The sequence below is a fragment of the Halomonas alimentaria genome, from assembly GCF_009902005.1.
Taxonomy (GTDB): Bacteria; Pseudomonadota; Gammaproteobacteria; order Pseudomonadales; family Halomonadaceae; genus Halomonas; species Halomonas alimentaria.
The window spans coordinates 1,645,299-1,663,960 of record NZ_WUTT01000001.1; the positions used below are offsets into that span (position 1 = coordinate 1,645,299).

At 70.9% G+C, this 18,662-nt stretch carries 17 protein-coding genes; 14 read left to right on the forward strand and 3 right to left on the reverse strand.

The window, feature by feature from the left end:
• The first annotated feature begins 17 nt into the window (after positions 1–17).
• Positions 18–1,670: a fatty acid--CoA ligase gene (locus tag GRB96_RS07775; protein WP_161431613.1), complete on the forward strand. Its 1,653-nt coding sequence runs from the start codon at positions 18–20 to the stop codon at positions 1,668–1,670.
• On the opposite strand, the gene GRB96_RS07780 is transcribed toward GRB96_RS07775, so the two are convergent.
• A complete protein-coding gene (locus GRB96_RS07780; RefSeq protein ID WP_161431614.1) occupies positions 1,658–2,668 on the reverse strand; it encodes an AraC family transcriptional regulator in 1,011 nt (336 codons plus the stop codon). The genes GRB96_RS07775 and GRB96_RS07780 overlap by 13 nt on opposite strands.
• A gap of 162 nt (positions 2,669–2,830) precedes the next feature.
• Here GRB96_RS07780 and GRB96_RS07785 point away from each other — a divergent pair, with 162 nt between their 5' ends.
• The 4 genes from GRB96_RS07785 to GRB96_RS07800 all read left to right on the forward strand — a co-directional run bounded on the left by GRB96_RS07785 (position 2,831) and on the right by GRB96_RS07800 (position 8,051).
• On the forward strand, positions 2,831–3,517 hold the full coding sequence (locus tag GRB96_RS07785) for an ABC transporter ATP-binding protein (protein ID WP_161431615.1): 687 nt from the start codon (positions 2,831–2,833) through the stop codon (positions 3,515–3,517).
• On the forward strand, positions 3,517–6,024 hold the full coding sequence (locus GRB96_RS07790) for an FtsX-like permease family protein (protein WP_161431616.1): 2,508 nt from the start codon (positions 3,517–3,519) through the stop codon (positions 6,022–6,024). Before GRB96_RS07785 ends, GRB96_RS07790 begins: the two co-directional genes overlap by 1 nt.
• Entirely contained in the window at positions 6,024–7,229 is a 1,206-nt protein-coding gene (locus tag GRB96_RS07795; protein WP_161433047.1) for a lipocalin-like domain-containing protein, read from the forward strand. The genes GRB96_RS07790 and GRB96_RS07795 overlap by 1 nt, the downstream gene beginning before the upstream one ends.
• Positions 7,230–7,313: 84 nt before the next feature.
• Positions 7,314–8,051: a dioxygenase family protein gene (locus tag GRB96_RS07800; protein WP_161431617.1), complete on the forward strand. Its 738-nt coding sequence runs from the start codon at positions 7,314–7,316 to the stop codon at positions 8,049–8,051.
• An 81-nt stretch (positions 8,052–8,132) separates the two neighbouring features.
• On the opposite strand, the gene GRB96_RS07805 is transcribed toward GRB96_RS07800, so the two are convergent.
• Both GRB96_RS07805 and gloA read right to left on the reverse strand, forming a co-directional pair.
• Positions 8,133–9,101, reverse strand: coding sequence for an ABC transporter substrate-binding protein (locus GRB96_RS07805; protein ID WP_161431618.1), 969 nt, complete (start codon positions 9,099–9,101; stop codon positions 8,133–8,135).
• 112 nt (positions 9,102–9,213) lie between these two features.
• A complete protein-coding gene (gloA, locus tag GRB96_RS07810) occupies positions 9,214–9,747 on the reverse strand; it encodes a lactoylglutathione lyase (RefSeq protein ID WP_161431619.1) in 534 nt (177 codons plus the stop codon).
• A 152-nt stretch (positions 9,748–9,899) separates the two neighbouring features.
• Between gloA and GRB96_RS07815 the strand changes: the two genes are divergently transcribed.
• The 9 genes from GRB96_RS07815 to GRB96_RS07855 all read left to right on the forward strand — a co-directional run bounded on the left by GRB96_RS07815 (position 9,900) and on the right by GRB96_RS07855 (position 18,654).
• A complete protein-coding gene (locus GRB96_RS07815) occupies positions 9,900–10,385 on the forward strand; it encodes a C40 family peptidase (protein WP_161431620.1) in 486 nt (161 codons plus the stop codon).
• 95 nt (positions 10,386–10,480) lie between these two features.
• The gene (locus tag GRB96_RS07820) at positions 10,481–11,143 is read left to right on the forward strand and encodes a thermostable hemolysin (protein ID WP_161431621.1); all 663 of its coding nucleotides are present in this window, start codon (positions 10,481–10,483) and stop codon (positions 11,141–11,143) included.
• Positions 11,127–12,611 (forward strand): AMP-binding protein, encoded by a 1,485-nt coding sequence (locus GRB96_RS07825; RefSeq protein WP_161431622.1) that lies wholly within the window; start codon positions 11,127–11,129, stop codon positions 12,609–12,611. Before GRB96_RS07820 ends, GRB96_RS07825 begins: the two co-directional genes overlap by 17 nt.
• Entirely contained in the window at positions 12,608–13,300 is a 693-nt protein-coding gene (locus GRB96_RS07830) for an iron-containing redox enzyme family protein (RefSeq protein ID WP_161431623.1), read from the forward strand. The genes GRB96_RS07825 and GRB96_RS07830 overlap by 4 nt, the downstream gene beginning before the upstream one ends.
• A complete protein-coding gene (locus GRB96_RS07835) occupies positions 13,287–14,129 on the forward strand; it encodes an SDR family oxidoreductase (RefSeq protein WP_161431624.1) in 843 nt (280 codons plus the stop codon). The genes GRB96_RS07830 and GRB96_RS07835 overlap by 14 nt, the downstream gene beginning before the upstream one ends.
• Positions 14,126–14,809, forward strand: a complete 684-nt coding sequence (locus GRB96_RS07840) for a tetratricopeptide repeat protein (RefSeq protein WP_161431625.1) — start codon at positions 14,126–14,128, stop codon at positions 14,807–14,809. The genes GRB96_RS07835 and GRB96_RS07840 overlap by 4 nt, the downstream gene beginning before the upstream one ends.
• 7 nt (positions 14,810–14,816) lie before the next feature.
• Complete coding sequence (locus GRB96_RS07845) at positions 14,817–15,497, forward strand: response regulator (protein WP_161431626.1); 681 nt, start codon at positions 14,817–14,819, stop codon at positions 15,495–15,497.
• Positions 15,494–16,879 (forward strand): ATP-binding protein, encoded by a 1,386-nt coding sequence (locus GRB96_RS07850; protein ID WP_161431627.1) that lies wholly within the window; start codon positions 15,494–15,496, stop codon positions 16,877–16,879. The genes GRB96_RS07845 and GRB96_RS07850 overlap by 4 nt, the downstream gene beginning before the upstream one ends.
• 83 nt (positions 16,880–16,962) lie before the next feature.
• Positions 16,963–18,654, forward strand: coding sequence for a phosphoethanolamine transferase (locus GRB96_RS07855; protein WP_161431628.1), 1,692 nt, complete (start codon positions 16,963–16,965; stop codon positions 18,652–18,654).
• The last annotated feature ends 8 nt before the right edge of the window (positions 18,655–18,662 follow it).

Consider the following 18,662-nt stretch of genomic DNA (forward strand, 5'->3'; position numbering starts at 1 on the left):
TTCCAGGAGACATCACCATGACAACCGTCACACCCAAGATCCTGCCGTCCACGCCCTCCGCGACCAACCCGCCGCTGCTGATCGGCGACCTGCTGGAGAGCGGCGTACGCATGGCCGGTGACAACCAGATCGTCTACCGCGACCTGGGTCGCCACGACTACCGCCGCTTCCGGGAGCGGGTGCACCAGCTCGCTCACCTGCTCACCGCCCAGGGGGTCCGCGCCGGCGACGTGGTGGCGGTGCTCGACTGGGACAGCCACCGCTATCTGGAGGCCTTCTTCGCCATCCCCATGCTGGGAGCGGTGCTGCACACCGTGAACGTGCGCCTCTCCCCGGAGCAGATCCACTACACCATGGAGCACGCCGAGGATGACTTCGTGCTGGTGCACCAGGACTTCGTGCCGCTGCTGGAGGGGCTACACGAGCGGCTGCCGCGCATTCGCGGCTATCTGCTCTGCCAGGAGGAAGCGGCCGAGGTGGACAGTGCCCTGCCGCTGGTGGGTGAGTACGAGTCGCTGCTGGCCGACCAGTCCCGCCACTACGACTTCCCCACCTTCGACGAGAACGCGGTGGCCACGCTCTTCTATACCACCGGCACCACCGGCAATCCCAAGGGGGTCTACTTCACCCATCGCCAGCTGGTGCTGCACACCCTGACCGAGGCCAGCACGCTGCAGGCGCCGGGGGTCGAGCTGCTCAATCGCGACAAGGTCTACATGCCGATCACGCCGATGTTCCACGTGCATGCGTGGGGCGTGCCCTATACCGCCACCCTGCTCGGCGCGACCCAGGTCTACCCGGGACGCTACGAGCCCGAGATGCTGGTCAGGCTGCTGGTCGACGAGCGGGTGGACTTCTCCCACTGCGTGCCCACCCTGCTGGGGATGGTGCTGAACGCCGAGCCCATCGCCTCGGGCCGGGTCGACCTCGCCGGCTGGAAGCTGCTGATCGGCGGCAGCCCGCTGACCCAGGCGCTGGCGCGCCGCGCCCATGAGCTGGGCATCGATACCCGCAGCGCCTACGGCATGTCCGAGACCTGCCCACTGCTCACCGCCGACGTGCTGCCCCGGGATATCGCCGAGGCCGACTTCGAGACCCAGCTGCCCTGGCGCTGCAAGGCCGGCCTGCCGATCCCCCTGGTGCAACTGCAGGTGGTGGACGAGAGCGGCACGCCGCTGCCCAACGATGGCGAGAGCGTCGGCGAGGTGCGCGTCCGCGCCCCCTGGCTCACCCAGGCCTACTACAAGGAGACCACCCGCAGCGAGGAGCTGTGGCGCGACGGCTGGCTGCATACCGGCGACGTGGCCACCCTCGACGAGCGCGGTTTCCTGCAGATCCGCGACCGCATCAAGGACGTGATCAAGACCGGCGGCGAATGGGTCTCCTCGCTGGAGCTGGAGAACCTGATCGCCCAGTGCCCCGGAGTGGCCGAGGTGGCGGTGATCGGCGTGCCCGACGAGCAATGGGGCGAACGTCCCGCCGCCCTGGTGGTGCCCAAGGACCTCAACGCCCCACCGGCAAGCGACGAGGTGCTGGCCTTCCTGAAGCGGTTCGTCAGCGAGGGGCGCATCAACCGCTGGGCGCTGCCCTCCTCCATCCGCTTCGTCGACGAGATCCCCAAGACCAGCGTGGGCAAGCTGGACAAGAAGCGCATCCGTCAGGAGGTATAGGTCAGGCTCCCCCGCCGATAGGCGGCTGGCGTATCCCCGGTCCAGGCGCGGAAGGCACGGCTGAAGCAGGCCTGGTCCTCGAAGCCGAGCCCCTCGGCGATGCCCGCCAGGGGCTGGTCACTGCGGGTCAGGGCCTGGACGGCGACATCCCGGCGGCACTCGTCCTTGACCGCCTGGAAGCGGGTGCCTTCCGCGGCGAGGCGCCGCGACAGGGTACGCACCGACATGTGCAGCGCCGCGGCCACCTCCACCACCCCGGCGGCATAGGCGCCGTGGCGGGTGAGGTGCTCGCGCACGCGGTGGGAGAGCAGGCGCTCCTCGAAGGAGACGTAGAACCAGTCCGCCGGGGCGCGCTTCAGGAAGGCGCCCAGGTGTCGCTTGGTCTGGCGGATCGGCTCGTCGAGCACCGCCACGTCGAAGTAGATGGCGGTCTGGGGTCGGTCGAACAGCAGCCGCCCGGGATAGAAATAGCGGTAGTCGGCGCTGTGCTCGGGCTGCGGGTAGGCGCACTCCAGGGTGATCGGTGGAATCTTGCGGGCGATCATCCAAGAGGCGATGCCGTGGAGCAGCTTGAGCATCAGCTCGTGCACCAGGATGCGACTGCCCGCGGGTGGCCGGTGCTCCACCAGGCCGATACGCACCAGGTCATCGCCATGGCTGACCTCGTAGCCGAAGTCGTCGAGCAGGATACGGAAGAACAGTCGATAGCGGTGCAGTGCCACCTTGAGGGTCGGCGCCTCGAGCAGGCTCAGGCAGAGCAGCTTGAGGGTGCCGCCGCGCAGCGGACGGGCGAAGAAGCCCGGTGTCTCGTCGTCGCAGGCGTTGACCAGCAACCGGTAGAGGGTGGCGAACTGCTCCACGGTGACCCGGCCATGGGGCGACTCCAGCAGCCCCGGCGAGATGCCGGCGCGGCGCAGCAGGCTGGCGCGCTCGGCCGCCATCCCGGGCACGCCCTGGAACAGCTCACCGACGAAATGCCGCGACACCGTCACCGTCATGCTCTTCGCCTCCCCGCGTCGCCTGGCCCCTGAGTGCCACCGGTTATACCCGATCGCGGTGTCGCCGACACTCCTCCCTCCGTCGCCTGTGGCTGGCCGGCGTTCTGTGCCACCATTCCGGCCTGACCCGTGTCAGCCCATTCCAGCGCCAGGGAGGCCGCCATGCTCGAGTTTCGCGAGGTCCACAAGGCTCACGCCACTCCCCAGGGGCCACTGACGGTGCTGGACGGCGTCGACCTGACGCTGGAGGCAGGTCGGAGCCTGGCGCTGATGGGGGAGTCGGGCAGCGGCAAGTCGACCCTGCTGCACCTGGCCGCGGGGCTCGACCTGCCGGATGCCGGCGAGGTGCGCCTGGGGGGCCAGGCGATCTCCACCCTCGCCGAGGCCGAGCGGGCACGCCTGCGCCGGGAGTCGCTGGGCCTGGTGTTCCAGCAGTTCCACCTGGTACCCAGCCTCACGGTACTCGACAACCTGCGCCTGCAGGCGCGCCTGGCCGGCCGCGAGGATAGCGCCTGGTCGGCCGAGCTGATCGCACGGCTGGGCCTGGCGGGACTCGAGGGCCGCTACCCCGAGCAGCTCTCCGGTGGCCAGCAGCAGCGCCTGGCCATCGGCCGTGCCCTGGCGCCGCGTCCGCCGCTGCTGCTGGCCGACGAACCCACCGGCAACCTGGACGAGGCCACCGCCGGCGAGGTACTGGAATTGCTGCTCTCGCTGGTCCACGAGACCGGCTGTGCGCTGCTGATGGTGACCCATAGTCCGCGCATCGCCGCGCCGCTGGATCGCCGCCTGGTGCTCTCCCGCGCCCGGCTGATCTCGGCTGACAAGGCCGAGGAGGAGGCGTCATCGTGATGGCCACCCAGCTCGTCACGCTGCTGACCACCCTGCTCTCCCACTATCGCCGCCACCCCGGCCAGCTGGCCATGCTGCTGCTGGGCCTGTGGGTGGCCAGCGCCCTGTGGAGCGGCGTCCAGGCGATCAACGCCTCGGCGAAGGAGAGCTATGCCCGCGCCGAGGCGCTTTTCACCACCGGGCTGGACCGCCTGGAGCGCCTCGACGGCAAACCCCTGACGCGCGACGACTTCCTCACCCTGCGCCGCCAGGGAGTGCCGGTCTCGCCACTGCTGGAGGGCGAGCTCACCGCGTCCGACGGCACGCGGCTGACGCTGATCGGCATCGACCCGCTCACCCTGCCTGGGGACAGCGCCTTCGCCACCGCCGGCAGCACCCAGGAGCTTACCGGCTTCCTCGCGCCGCCCTGGCAGACCCGCCTCGCCCCGGACACCCTGCCCGCCCTGGGTCTCGATGCCGAGGCGGCCCGGGGGGCGAGCCCGCGCCTGGCCGCGGGTCGGTTACCGCCCTTGACCCTGGCACCCGCGCTGCCGCCGCAGACCCTGGTGATGGATATCGCCGCGGCCGCGGCGCTGCTCGATGCCGGGGAGCGCATCAGCCGCCTGGTCACCGCGCCGGGAGCCCTGGCGGAGGCGCCGCCGGGGCTGGCGCTGACCCGCGCCACCACCCTGGTCTCGCCGGGCCAGCTGACCCAGAGCTTCCACCTCAACCTCACGGCACTCGCCCTGCTGGCGCTGATCGTGGGGCTGTTCATCGTCCAGGCGGCGCTGGGCCTGGCCCTGGAGCAGCGTCTGGCGATGCTGCGCACGCTGCGCGCTATCGGGGTCTCCGGTCGCGCCCTGGTGGCTGGCCTGGCCCTGGAGCTGGTGCTGCTCGGCAGCATCGGCGCCCTGGCCGGGATCGCCGGTGGGGTGTGGCTGGCCCGGGCGTTGCTGCCCGACGTGGCCGCCACCCTGGGCAGCCTCTATGGCGCCGGGGTCGGCGTGGAGCTGCGCCTGCCCTGGCACTACTGGGTCGGCGGCCTGGCGGTGACACTGGGTGGGCTGCTGCTGGCCGGCGCCGGGGTGCTGTGGCGGGCCGCGCGCCTGTCGGTGCTCGACCTGGGCCGCGCCCAGGCGTGGCGCAGCGGCTACCAGCGCCAGCTCGGGCGCATGTCGCTGGCCGGCGCGGCAGTCGCGGCCCTGGGCCTGGCGCTGTGGGCGTGGCTGTCGCGCCAGCCCGCCGGCGAGGGGCTGGCGGCGGGCTTCGTGCTGATGGCGGCGCTGCTGCTGGTGGGTGCGCTGTGGCTGCCGCCACTGCTGGCGGCGGCCCTGGCGGGGCTTGGCCGGCTGGCCCGGCGCCGCCCGCTGGCCCAGTGGGCACTGGCCGACCTCGAGCTGCAGCTGCCGCGCCTGTCGCTTGCGCTGATGGCGCTGCTGATCGCGCTCTCGGCGAGCCTGGGGGTCAACAGCATGGTCGGCGGCTTCCGCCTGACCTTCCTGGACTGGCTCGACCAGCGGCTGGTGGCCGACCTCTACCTGGATCCCCCGGCGGAGCGCTTCGCGGCGGTCCACACCTGGCTGGGCGAGCGCCCGGAGGTGGCCGAACTGATGGTCACCCGCCACGGCGAGAGCACCCTGCTGGCGGTGGATGCCGCGGGGGCCTCGCGCCCGCTGGCCCGTCCGGTGTCGCTGTTCGGCCTGACCCCGGGCGAGCGGCTGACACCGACTTGGCCGCTGCTGGAGACTGACGCCGGGCGGGAGGAGGCCTGGCGCGCCCTCGGGGAGGGCGGGGCCTTTATCAACGAGCAGCTGGCCGTCGCCGAGGGCATCGCCCCGGGCGATCGCCTGACCCTGGCCACGCCGGGCGGCGGGGAGGCGCTCGCCGTGGCGGCGATCTATCCCGACTACGGCAACCCTCGCGGCGAGGTGCTGATGGCCGCTACCGAGCTGGGCAGGCGCTTCTCGGCACCACCGGACTCCATCGGCATCGTGCTGGCCCCGGGGGCCGACGGCGAGGCCCTGGGCGCGGCGCTGGGCAGCGAATTCGCCCTGGGCCGCGACGCCCTGCGTGATCAGGGCGAGGTCAAGCGCATCGCCACCGGCATCTTCGAGCGCACCTTCACCATCACCCGGGCGCTCAACGCCCTGACCCTGGCGGTGGCGGCGCTGGCGCTGCTGGCCAGCCTGCTGGCCCAGGCCCGGGAGCGCCGCCGCCGGCTGGCACCGATGTGGGCCCTGGGGGTACCGAGAGGCCGGCTGTTGGGCGTCCAGCTGGCCCAGCTGGGCGGAGCGGCGCTGGCGGTGGGCCTGGTCGCCGTGCCGCTGGGCATCGCCATCACCTGGGGCCTGGTGGCGGTGATCAACGTGGCGGCCTTCGGCTGGCGGCTGCCGCTGCACCTCTTCCCGGGGGAGATCGCGCTGACCCTGGGAACGGCCGTGGCGGTGGCGCTTGCCGCCGCGGCACTGCCGGCGTTGCGCCTGTGGCGCACTCCGCCCCGGGCGTTGCTGGCCGAGGAGACAGGATGATGCCACGAGTGATCAAGCATGCCGTCCCGTTGCGGGCCCTGTTGCCGGCCGCCCTGCTGGGCGCATTTGTAGCCCTCGCCGGCTGCGACGAGACCCCGCCCGAGCGCTCGGGTGCCGGCTTCGCCGGGCTCGGCGAGAGCACCGCCGGCTTCGTGCAGGCCGGCCCGGACACCACGCTGAGTTTCCCCGAGGATCACGGCGCCCACCCCGACTACCGCATCGAGTGGTGGTACCTCACCGCCAACCTGAAGGATGAGCAGGGCGAGCCGCTGGGCCTGCAGTGGACCCTGTTCCGCCAGGCGCTCTTGTCATCGGAAACGACGCCACCGGAGGAGCGCCCCGAGCCCACGCCCTGGGCCGCCGACCAGCTGTGGATGGCACATATGGCGGTCTCCAGGGGCGCACAGCACGGCGTGGCGGAGCGCTTCGCCCGCAGCCATTCGGCGGCGCCTTCCCAACAGACGGATGGCCAGGCCGGTGCGGTGGCTTCCCCCTTCCGCGCCTGGCTCGACGACTGGGTACTGGAAAGCGAGGTAACCGAGCCCGGTGCCGACACCTTCGAGCGGCTCACCCTCACCGCCTTCGAGGGCGATGGAGAGGGAAAGGCGCGCCTCGGCTACCAACTCACGCTCACCGCCGAGGGGCCGCTGGTCCTGCATGGCCGTGACGGATTCAGCCAGAAGGCCGCCGACGGCCAGGGCTCGCACTACTACAGCCAGCCCTTCTGGCGCATCGAGGGCGAGGTCACCCTGGCCGGCGAGACCCACACGGTCAGCGGCCGGGGCTGGCTCGACCGTGAGTGGAGCAGTCAGCTGCTGAGCCCCGACCAGGCGGGCTGGGACTGGTTCTCGCTGCACCTGGACGACGGCCGCCGGCTGATGGCCTTCCGCCTGCGCGGCGGTGGCGACGACGGCGGCGACTACCGCTCCGGCAGCTGGATCGCGCCGGACGGCACCACTCGCCCGCTGGCCTCGCAGGAGCTGACAATGGCCCCGCTGGCCACCTCTCCGGTGGCCGGGCGCGAGGTGCCCACCCGCTGGCGACTGGAAGTGCCCGGGGAGAATCTCGACATGATCGTCGAGGCGCCCCACGCCGAGCGCTGGATGGACACCACGGTGCCCTACTGGGAGGGCGAGGTGGTGGCCCGCGACCATGATGGCGGCGAACGGCTGGGGGTGGGCTATCTGGAGATGACCGGCTATTGATGGACGATAATCCTATAAGCCTGCTATCGAGATAGCCGGCCCGACGCGCTACCCTGAGGGCATTCCCACGCCCTGGAGCTTGCCATGCTGCCTAGCCTGTTCATCTCCCACGGCTCGCCGATGCTGGCCCTGACCGAGACCCCGGCCCACGCCTTCCTGCGCGACCTGGGCCGCGACTACCGCCCCCGCGCCGTGGTGGTGGTGTCGGCCCACTGGGCCAGCCACCAGCTGCTGGTCAGCACCAGCGAGCGCCCCGAGACCATCCACGACTTCGGCGGTTTCCCCCGCGAGCTCTTCGAGGTGCAGTACCCGGCCCCCGGCGAGCCCGAACTGGCCAGGCGCCTGGCCAGGGAGCTCAACGCCGTGCCCACCGAACGCGGCCTGGATCACGGCGCCTGGGTGCCGCTGTCGCTGATGTTTCCCACCGCCGAGGTGCCGGTGGTCTCGCTGTCGCTGCCGATGCAGTGGTCCAACGCCGAGCTGCTGGCCCTGGGCGAGAGGCTCCAGGCACTACGCGAGGAGGATATCCTGGTGATCGGCTCCGGCAGCCTGACCCACAACCTCTACGAGATGCTGCCGCTGGACGCCGAGATGCCGCCCTGGGTCGGCGAGTTCGCCGACTGGGTCGAGGCGCGCCTGGTGGCGGACGACCGCGAGGCGCTGCGGGCCTGGGAGCAGGGCCCCAAGGCCCGCGAGAACCACCCCACGCCGGAGCACTTCCAGCCGCTACTGGTGGCACTGGGTGCCGGCGGGCCGGGCCGGCGCCTGCACCACAGCGTGGAGCACGGCGTGCTGGCCATGGACATCTACGCCTTCGACTGACGCCGCCGACACTCCTCTGAAAGCACGAGGCCGCCCCGTTGCCGGGGCGGCCTCGTCTCGTTGCGTACCCATGTCACGGAATCAGGCGTCGGGAATGTCCAGCGCCTGCTGCACCACCGGCCAGGCCGGCTCGCCGTCGCGGGTGGTCACGCCCTCGAGGAAGGCCTCGACCCGCTCGGGGTTGTCGCGCAGCCACTGCAGGGCGACCTCCTCGGGCTCGCGCTCCTCGTAGCTGAAGCCGAGGATCATGGCGCTCTGGTCGTCGGCACTGAAAACCAGCTGGTCGAGCAGCCGGGTAGCGTTGGGATTGGACTCGGAGAAGTCCGTGGTCACCAGCGTCTTGACGTCGCTACGCCCCTGGTCCGGCCCCCACATGTCCTCGGGATCCTCCAGGTACCTGACGTCGTATTCGATGTTCATCCAGTGCGGCGTCCAGCCAGCGAAGACGATCCACTCCTCGCGGTCCAGCGCCGAGTCCACTGCGCTGAGCATGCCCGGCGTGGATGTCTCGGAGAGGTTCCAGTCGCCGAGGCCGTAGGTGTCGTCGTCCACCGCCCCGTTGAGGATCTCGCTCATGCCGGAGCCTACCTCGATGGAGTAGATGGTGCGCTCCAGCTTCTCGGCGAACTCCTCGCGGTCGAGGTCCTCGGCGGAGGTCACGCCGGCCTCATGGACATAGGTGGGCACCGCGAAGCCCAGGCGAGCGCCGTCGACGTTGTTGCCCAGGTCGACCAGCACGTCCTTCTCCATGGTGGTCTCGTACATGCCCTGCTGGCCCGGCAGCCAGGCGGCAAGGAAGGCGTCCAGCTCGCCCTGGGTGAGGGCCTCGTAGGTAATGGTGGAACCGAGCTCCTCCTGGCTCACCTCATAGCCCAGCGTCTCGAGCAGCCGGGCAGCCAGGGCGGTCTTGACGGTGACGCCCGGCCAGGCTGGCACGGAGAAGCGCACCTGGGCCGGCTCCTCGGCGAGGACCACGCTGCTCCAGGTCAGAGGGGCAGCCAGCAGGGCGCCGGCCAGCGCCAGGGTAAGGGGACGACGGGACAGGTTCATCGGGTCTCCTTGGCAGGTCATGCCATGCATGGATTCGGGCATGACCTTATCGCCCGTCGAAGAGGATGGCAAAAACGCCGCCCGCAGGCGGCACCTGGTCAGTGGCACGTCCTCAGTCGCCCATGGCGGCGAGGCGATCGGCCTGGACCACCTCGATCCAGTAGCCGTCGGCGTCCTTCACGAACACCACGTCCTTCATCTTGCCCTGATCGGCGCGCTTGACGAACTCGACGTCGTTGGCGTCGAACCACGCCTCGGCGGCGTCGAGATCCGGCACGCTGAAGCAGATATGGCCGAAGCCCTGGGGCTCGGCATTGCCGTCGTGATAGGCGAAGTCGGTCTGGTTCTCGGTGCCCCAGTTGTGGGTCAGCTCCAACAGGCCCTTCTGGCTGAAGGTCCAGACGGTGCGCTGGCCGGCGTCCTCCGGTACGTCATCGCCCTGCTCCAGCCGGGCCAGGAAGTAGAGCGAGAACTGCATCTCCTCGAAGTCGAGGCGGCGCACCACCGACATGCCGAACACCCGCGAGTAGAAGGCCAGGGCCTTCTCGGGATCTTTGACCCGCAGCATGGTGTGGTTGAGGCGGAAGCCCTGGGACTCGGCGGTGGGGGCCTCTACGCCGGGATGCTGCTCACCCTGGAAGCTCATGGTGACTCCTTGTGATGCGTGGATGTACGCTCGGATATGGGGATGATGGTGGCACTTTTCCAGGCGCTTCCCGCGGCCTTTCCCCCATGGCTTCCCCACCAGTGGCGGCCAGCGCTAATGTAGGGGGATATCCACTGCAAGGAGCGATTCGCATGCCAGTTCGTGATCTCTGGCGGGTGTGGCTGCTGATGGTCGCCCTCACCCTGCTCGCCGGCTGTGCCGGCAAGGAGCTGGCGGTGGAGGACCCGCCACCCCACGAGGGCCTAACCATCGACCGCGTGCTGATCCTGGCTGCCGCCGAGCGCGCCCTGGGCACGCCCTACCGCTTCGGTGGCAACACGCCCTCGGGCGTCGACTGCTCGGGGCTGGTGCAACTGGCCTACCAGGCCGCCGGTATCCCAGTGCCGCGCACCGCCGATGACCAGTTCCGGGCCCTGCCGGAAGTGGATCGCGCCCGCCCCGGCGACCTGCTGTTCTTCGATACCAGCGGGGGTGGCAAGGCCAGCCACGTGGGCATCTACCGCGGCGACGGGCAGATGATCCACGCCCCCGGCCGCGGCCGCCGGGTAGAGACCTCGCCGGTGGAGATCGCCTACTGGCAGGAGCGCTTCCTGGGCGCCGCCGCCCCGGCCCCCTGACGCCCGAGGTGGCGCACAGCATTCCGGGCCAGGGCTTAAGCCTGCGTTAAGTTGTCGGGACCAGAGTATCGGTGACACGTCATGGAGACGACCCGATGCCTGAACCGAGACGCCTGCCCTGCCTGCCGGCCGCGGCCACCCCCTCGCCGCTGCAGTGGCGCGAGGCTCGCCACTGGACCCGGCGCCGCCGCCTGGAGCACCTGATCCGTCGCCGCTTCGCCGAGGAGCATGGCGCCGCCATCACCCAGCTGCTGCCGCGCCTCTTCGGCCTGTGGCAGGGCGAGCGGGCCGAGGCCGCGGTGGGGGTGCGCTCGGCGGCGAGCGGCCCGCTGTTCCAGGAACGCTACCTGGACGTTTGCGCCGAGCGCCTGCTGGCCGAACGCTTCGCCCGCCCCGTGGCCCGCCACCAGGTCGCCGAGATCGGCAACCTGGCCAGCCGCCGTCCCGGCCTGCAGCGGATGCTCTTCCTGCATCTGGTGGACCAGCTCGGCCGCGAGGGCATCGGCTGGCTGCTGTTCACCGCCACCCCCGAGGTGGCCAACGGCATTCGTCGCCTGGGCCTTACCCTGGAGCCGGTGATGGTCGCCGACCCGGCACGCCTCGGCGCCGAGCAGGCCAGCTGGGGCCGCTACTATGAGCGCCGCCCTTGGGTCATGGCCGGCGACCTGCGCCGCGCCCATCGTGAACTGGGAGAACGCGGCCTGCTGCCCTCGAGCCTGCCCCGTCCGGCGGAGGTGGCCCATGCGCACCTCGCCTGAGGCCTTCCTCGCGCGGCTGAGCCGCCACACCGAGGAGCGCCCGACCCGTATCGCCCTGGAGGAGGGGCAGCGGCGGGTCTCCTTCGGCGAGCTGCCGGGCGAGATCGAGGCACGCCGGCAGCGGCTGGCCGACGCCGGCGCCGCGCGGGTCGCCCTGGCCCTGGACAACGGCATCGACTGGGCGCTGTGGGACCTGGCGCTGCTGCAGGATGGCCGCGTGGCGGTGCCGGTGCCCGCCTTCTTCAGCGCTGCCCAGCGCCACCACCTGGTGGAGACTGCCGGGCTCGACGCCTGGATCGGCCCCGGCGGCGAGGCCCAGGGCTTCGCCGCCACGCGGGACCCGGCCCTCGCCACCCGACGCGTCGCCTCGCCACCGGAGCTGCATCCCGGCACCACCCGCATCACCTTCACCTCCGGCACCAGCGGCACTCCCAAGGGAGTCTGCCTGGATGCCGCCGCGCCGCTGACGGTGGCCGAGAGTATCGCCGCGGTGGTCGAACCACTGGGCATCGAGCGGCACCTGGCGATGCTGCCGCTGGCCACCCTGCTGGAGAACATCGGCGGCCTCTATGTGCCGCTGTGGCTGGGCGCCACCGTTTGCCTGCCCGGGGTCGCCGAGCTGGGCTGGAGCGGCGCCAGCGGCTTCGACCCGCACCGAGCACTGGCCACCCTCGACGCCTGCCGGCCCCACAGCCTGATCCTGGTACCCCAGCTGCTGCAGGCGCTGGTGGCGGCACGCCCGAACGCCCCAGAGAGCCTGCGCTTCGCGGCGGTGGGTGGCGCCAGGGTCGCCGATACCCTGCTGGCGCGTGCCCGGCACGGCGGCTGGCCGGTCTTCGAGGGCTACGGCCTCTCGGAATGCGCCTCGGTGGTGTGCCTCAACCGTCCCGGCGAGTCCGCCCGAGGCGTGGGCCGGCCGCTGCCCCATGCCAAGGTGCGCCTGGCCGACGACGGCGAGGTGCAGGTCCAGGGGGCCAACATGCTCGGCTATCTCGGTGAGCCGACGTCCACCTCGGCCTGGCACGCCACCGGTGACCTGGGGCACTGGGAGGGCGACGCCCTGGTGCTGGAAGGACGCCGTCGCGAGGTCTTCATCACCACCTATGGTCGCAACGTCGACCCCCAGTGGGTGGAGGGCGAGCTCTGCGCCCGCCCCGCCATTGCCCAGGCCCTGGTGCACGGCGAGGTGCTGCCCGCCAACCGCGCGCTGCTGGTGCCTGCCTCGGCGGAGGTCGACGACACCCAGCTTGCCGCCGCGGTGGCCGAGGCCAACGCCGGGCTGCCCGACTACGCCCGGGTCCACGAATGGCGCCGCAGCGCCCCCTTCACCCCCCACAACCACCAGCTGACGGCCAACGGCCGCCTACGCCGCGACGCCATCCTCGCCGCCCATGGCGGCTGGCTATGTGCCGCACCCACTCGACCCGAGCCGCACCTTTCACAGGCGCCACAAGGAGTGACCCCATGACCCCCTACCAGCAACTGCAGCACGCCACCCGTGAAGAGCGCGACTGGCTGCTCTCCACTCCGCTGCTGACCCGCGCCCTGGCCGGCCGGGTGAGCCGTGACGAATACCTCGCCTTCCTCGGCCAGGCCTACCACCACGTGCGCTTCACGGTGCCGCTGATGATGGCCTGTGGCGCCCGCCTGCCGGAGCATCTTGAGTGGCTGCGTGGCGCTCTGGTGGAGTACATCGAGGAGGAGCACGGCCACGAGCAGTGGATCCTCGACGACATCCGTGCCGCCGGTGGCGATGCCGCGGCGGCCGCCACCCGCCCGGCGGACCCCGCCACCCGTCTGATGGTGGCTGCTGTGCGCGACGAGATCGAGCATGGCCACCCGGTGGGCTTCTTCGGCATGGTCCAGGTGCTGGAGGGCACCAGCACGGCGCTGGCCACCCAGGCTGCCGAACGGTTGCAGGCGAGCCTCGACCTGCCCGACGACGCGGTACGCTACCTGACCTCCCACGGCAGCCTGGATATCGGCCACCTGGCCTTCTTCGAGGGGCTGGTGAACCGCCTGGAGGCGCAGGACCTGGCGGCAGTGATCGATACCGCCAAGCTGGTCTACCGCCTCTACGGCGCCATGTTCCGCGGCGTCGAGACGCGCTGTGCCGGCGGCAATGCCGCCCGGGAGCTCTCCGATGCGCTGGTCTGACCGCCTCGCCCGACGCCCACGGCTGCCGGAGGGGGGCTGGCCCGCCCAGCGGGTGCTGATCACCGGGGCCAGCGGCGGCATCGGCCAGGCGCTGGTGGACGAGCTGGCCGCCGCCGGGGCGCAACTGCTGATCACCGGCCGCCGAGCGGAGGCCCTCGCGGCCACCGCGGACCGCCACCCCGACCGGGTCACCGCGCTGCCCGCCGACCTGACCCGCGTCGAGGAGCGCCAGCAGCTGGTGGCCACGGCTCGACAAGTCGGCTGCAACATGCTGATCAATGCCGCCGGTGTGAACCGGGTGGCGCTGTTCACCGAGGGCTCCGATGCCGAGATCGAGCGCCTCATTGCCCTCAACCTCACCGCCACCCTGCAGCTGACCCGCGCCCTGCTCCCCCAGCTGATGGCGGCGCGCCAGGGCTGGGTGGTCACCCTGGGCTCCACCTTCGGCACCCTGGGCTACCCCGGTCAGGTCGGCTACTGCGCCACCAAGTTCGCCCTGCGCGGCTTCAGCCAGGCCCTCCGCCGGGAGCTCGCCGACACCCGGGTGCGGGTGTTGCATGTCTCGCCCCGGGCCACCCGCACCGCCATGAATGCCCCCGAGGTGGAGGCCATGAACGCGGCCCTGGGCAACGCCATGGACAGCCCCGCCCGGGTCGCCCAGGCGGTGCGCCACGCCGTGGAGCGCGGCCGCCAGGAGGCCCAGCTGGGCGGGCCGGAGCGGCTCTTCGTGCGCCTCAACGCCCTGCTGCCGGGTGTGGTCGACCACGCCCTGGCGCGCCAGCTTCCCGTCATCCGCCGCTTTATCGGCACTTCGGAGACCACGCCATGAACGCTCGACGCCCCCCTCGCTTCCCCCGGCTGCGCCTTGCCGCCACGCTGCTTGTCGCCGGCCTCGGCGGCCTCTCCACCATCACCGCCCTGGCCGCGGGCGATGGCGGTGGTTCCGACCCGAGTGTGGCTGCACTGCAGTCCCGCTGGGCCGAGATCCGCTACGAACTGCCCGAAAGCCAGCAGGCCAAGGCCCTCGAAGAGCTAGGCAAGGAGGCCGAACGCCAGTTGGCCGAGCACCCCGACTCCGCCGAGCTGCTGATCTGGTCCGGCATCGTGCGCTCCAGCCAGGCCGGCGCCGAAGGCGGGCTGGGGGCGCTGGGCCTGGTCAAGCAGGCGCGCGGCTATCTGGAGGCCGCCCTGGCGCAGGACCCGCTGGCGCTGAACGGCTCCGCCTACACCAGCCTGGGGGCCCTCTACTACCAGGTACCGGGCTGGCCGATCGGCTTCGGCGACGACGACAAGGCCGAGTGGCACCTCAAGCGGGCGCTCACCATCAACCCCGACGGACTCGACAGCCTCTACTTCTGGGGCGACTATCTGCACCAGCAGGGTCGCGATGCCGAGGCGCGCCAGGCCCTGGAGAAGGCCCTGCAGGCACCGCCCCGGCCCGGCCGCGAACTCGCCGATGCCGGCCGCCGCGAGGAAATCCGCCACCTGCTGTCGCAACTGGAGAAATGACCCAACGATGCGCATCCTGCTGGTCGAGGATGACCCGAGCCTGGCCTCGGGCATCCGCCTGGCCCTCAAGCCAGAGCACTACACCGTGGACCATCTCGCCGATGGCGCCGTGGCACTCACCGCCCTGCAGGGCAGCGAACCCTTCGACGCGGTGATCCTCGACCTGGGCCTGCCCGGGCTCGACGGCATGCGGGTGCTGGAGGCCGTGCGGCGCGGCGGCAACCGGATCCCGGTGCTGGTGCTGACCGCCCGGGACGCCGTCGACGACCGCATCGCAGGGCTGGATGCCGGCGCCGACGACTACCTGGTCAAGCCCTTCGAGGTCGCCGAGCTCAAGGCGCGCCTGCGTGCCCTGCTGCGCCGCAGCCAGGGCCAGGCCAGCCCAATGCTGGAGTGTCGCGGCATCCGGCTCGATCCCGCCAGCCGGGAAGTGTGCTATCGCGGCGAGGTGATCCCGCTCTCGCGCCGCGAGTTCACCCTGCTTCAGGAATTCATGGGCCACCCCGGGCGGGTCTTCACCCGCGACACCCTGACCCGGCTGGTCTACGGGTGGGAGGAGGACGTGGAGAGCAACGCCATCGAGGTGCATGTCCACCACCTGCGTCGCAAGCTCTTCCCCGGCCTGATCCGCACCGTGCGCGGCATCGGCTATGTGCTGGACCGCGCGCCGCAGGAGGCCGAGGCATGACCTCCATTCGTCGCCGAACCCTGGGACTTGTGCTGCTGGTGTTCGGGGTCAGCATGCTGGCCATCGGCCTGGTCAGCTATCGTTATGCTGCCCACGAGATCGAGGAGCTCTACGACGCCAGCCTGGCCCAGAACGCCCGCCTGCTGGAGGGCCTGATCCAGGCGCCGCTGCCGGACGACCAGCGCGAGGCGCTGCTGGCCAGCCTGGAGAGCGCAGTGGCGCGCGCCGAGCAGTCTGACAAGGAGCTCCCCGGTCACCGCTACGAGAGCAAGCTGGCCTTCCAGCTGTGGGAGGAAGACAGGCTGTTGCTGCGCTCGGCCAGCGCCCCGCCCGAGCCCTTCACCGAAGCGCCACCCGGCTATGCCAGCAGCCGGGTGGCCGGCCACGACTGGCGGGTCTATGTCCTCGACCTGCCCGAGCCGTCGCGGCGGGTGATGGTCGCCGAGCGCGACGACGTGCGCGGCGAGCTGACTCGCGCCGTGGCCCTGCGCACCCTGCTGCCGGACCTGGTCGGCCTGCCGCTGCTGGCACTGCTGCTGTGGTGGGCCGCCGGCTGGGGATTGCGGCCGCTGTCGCGGCTGGCCGCGGCGATCCGCCAGCGCGATCCCCACAACCTGCAGCCGCTGGTGATGCGCCCCCTGCCCCGGGAGCTGGACACCATCGTCGGCGCCCTCAACCGGCTGCTGGAGCGCATCCGCGGGCTACGGGTGCGCGAGAAGCGCTTCATCGCCGACGCCGCCCATGAGCTGCGCACCCCCCTGGCGGTGCTCGACCTGCACGCCCAGAACGCCCTGGCCACCGAGGACCCCGCCGACCGTCGCGAGGCGCTGGAGGAGCTGCGCCGCGGCGTGGCTCGCGCCACCCGGCTGGTCACCCAGTTGCTGACGCTGGCGCGCCTGGAGCCTGAGGATGAGGAGCAGGAGGCGAGCGCCCGGATCGCCGGCGACCTGCTGGTCGAGGTTCGCGAGGCCCTGGCCGAGCTCTCGCCGCTGGCGGTGGAGCGCGGCCAGGCGCTAGACCTCACCGCGAACGAGGAGAGTGACTGGCGGTTGGCTACCGAACCCGGTGCCATCGCCACCCTGGTACAGAACCTGGTCGGCAACGCCCTGCGCTACACCCCGGACGGCGGCCGGGTAACGGTGAGCCTGGCCGCCGAGGCGACCCGACTGACGCTGCGAGTGGATGATCAGGGCCCGGGGATTCCCGCCGCGGAGCGCGAGCGCGTTACCGAGCGTTTCCATCGCGCCGGCCCCGGCGCCGGCGCCGGCCTGGGGCTCTCCATCGTCGAGCGCCTGCTGGCCCGCCACGGCGGCACGCTCCGCCTGGAGGAGGCACCCGGCGGCGGCCTGCGCGCCGTGGCGATGCTGCCGCGGGCCGCCTGAGCCTTTGCGCTGGTGCCTCTGAAATAAGGCTTCGTTAAGACGAGCCCGTCAGCATGGCTGGGTTACCTTCCTGGACTCAGCCAATGCCTGAAACCAATAACTCGCGGATAGATAGTCTCCTGCGGTTCCAATACCGACTGCCAGCGGTTTCCCCCCAGGCCCTGACCCTGCTGGTGTGCCTGAGCTTCACACTCTTCTACAACCGACGCTTCTGGTCGGCGGTAATCGAGGCCGAGCCGCCCACGGGGCTTGGCGACTGGGGCCTGCTGGTCGCCTACGGCGTGGTGGTGACAGGATTGCACCTGGTGGTCTTCCTGCCTCTGGTCGGCCGCGTGACCGTCAAACCGCTGCTGACTGCCCTGGTGATGGTCGCCGCCTCGGTCAGCTATTTCACAGGCCAATACGGCACCTACTTCGATACCCACATGATCGATAACGTGCTGCAGACGGATACCCGAGAGGCAGGCGAGCTGCTTACCCCGGGCCTGGTGCTCTACCTGCTGCTGTTCGGCCTGCTGCCGTTGTCCCTGGTATGGGGCTGGCCGCTGCGCCGGCGCAGCTGGCAGCACGGCCTGGGGGCCGGTGCACTGTGGTGGCTGGGTAGTGTCGTCGTGCTCGTCGGGGCACTGCTGCTCTCCTTCCAGAGCTTCTCCTCGCTGATGCGCAACCATCATGAACTTCGCTATCTGGTGACACCGGGCAATGCCATCGTCTCCACTGGCCAGGTGATGGCGGCGCCCCCACCGCTGCCCGAGGAGCGCCTGCCCATCGGCGAGGATGCACGACGCCTGCCGAGCGCCGACGGCGCGCCGCGGCTGCTGGTGCTGGTGGTCGGAGAAACCGTGCGCGCCGCCAACTGGGGGCTGTCCGGATACCCGCGGCAGACCACCCCGCGGCTGGCCGAACGTGAGGTCGTCAACTTCAGCGAGGTGGCCACCTGCGGTACCAGCACCGCCGTCTCGCTGCCCTGCATTTTTTCCCCGCAGGGGCGAAGCGACTACGACGAACGCTTCACCCGCAGCCATGAGACGCTGCTGGACGTGGTGCAGCGCGCCGGCTATCGCGTGGTATGGATCGACAACCAGTCGGGCTGCAAGGGAATCTGCGATGGCGTGGAACGGGGCTCACCATCGCCGGACGCCCACCCCGAGCTGTGTGGAGAAGAGGGTTGCCTCGATGGCGTGCTGATCGAGGCGTTGAAAAGTCAGGTTGCGTCGATCAGCGGCGATACGGTTGTCGTGCTGCATATGCTGGGCAACCACGGCCCCAGCTACTTCCAGCGCTACCCGGAGGACTTTCGGGCCTTCACGCCTACCTGTGACACGGCCGACCTGGCCCAGTGTGAACGGGAGGCGATCGTGAACAGCTACGACAACGCGATCCTGTATACCGACAGCGTACTGGCCGGGATCATCGGCGTGCTGGAGGAGAGTCAATCCCTGGCCACGGCCATGCTGTACGTCTCCGACCACGGAGAGTCACTGGGCGAGAAGGGGATCTATCTGCACGGCCTGCCCTACGCCATCGCTCCTCGGGAGCAGACCCGCGTGCCCATGGTGTGGTGGGCATCCGATGATTTCCTGGGCAGCCAACGACTGACGAGCGACTGCCTCACTGCCCAGCGTGACGCCTCACTGAGCCATGCCCACCTGTTCCACTCTCTGCTCGGCCTGCTTGGCGTGGAGAGCGAGGTTCGCAAGGACGCCCTGGACCTGACGGCAAACTGCCGCGCTCCGGAGGCACAAGCCCCCGGAGCGCTGATCACGCAGGAATAGCAGAATAT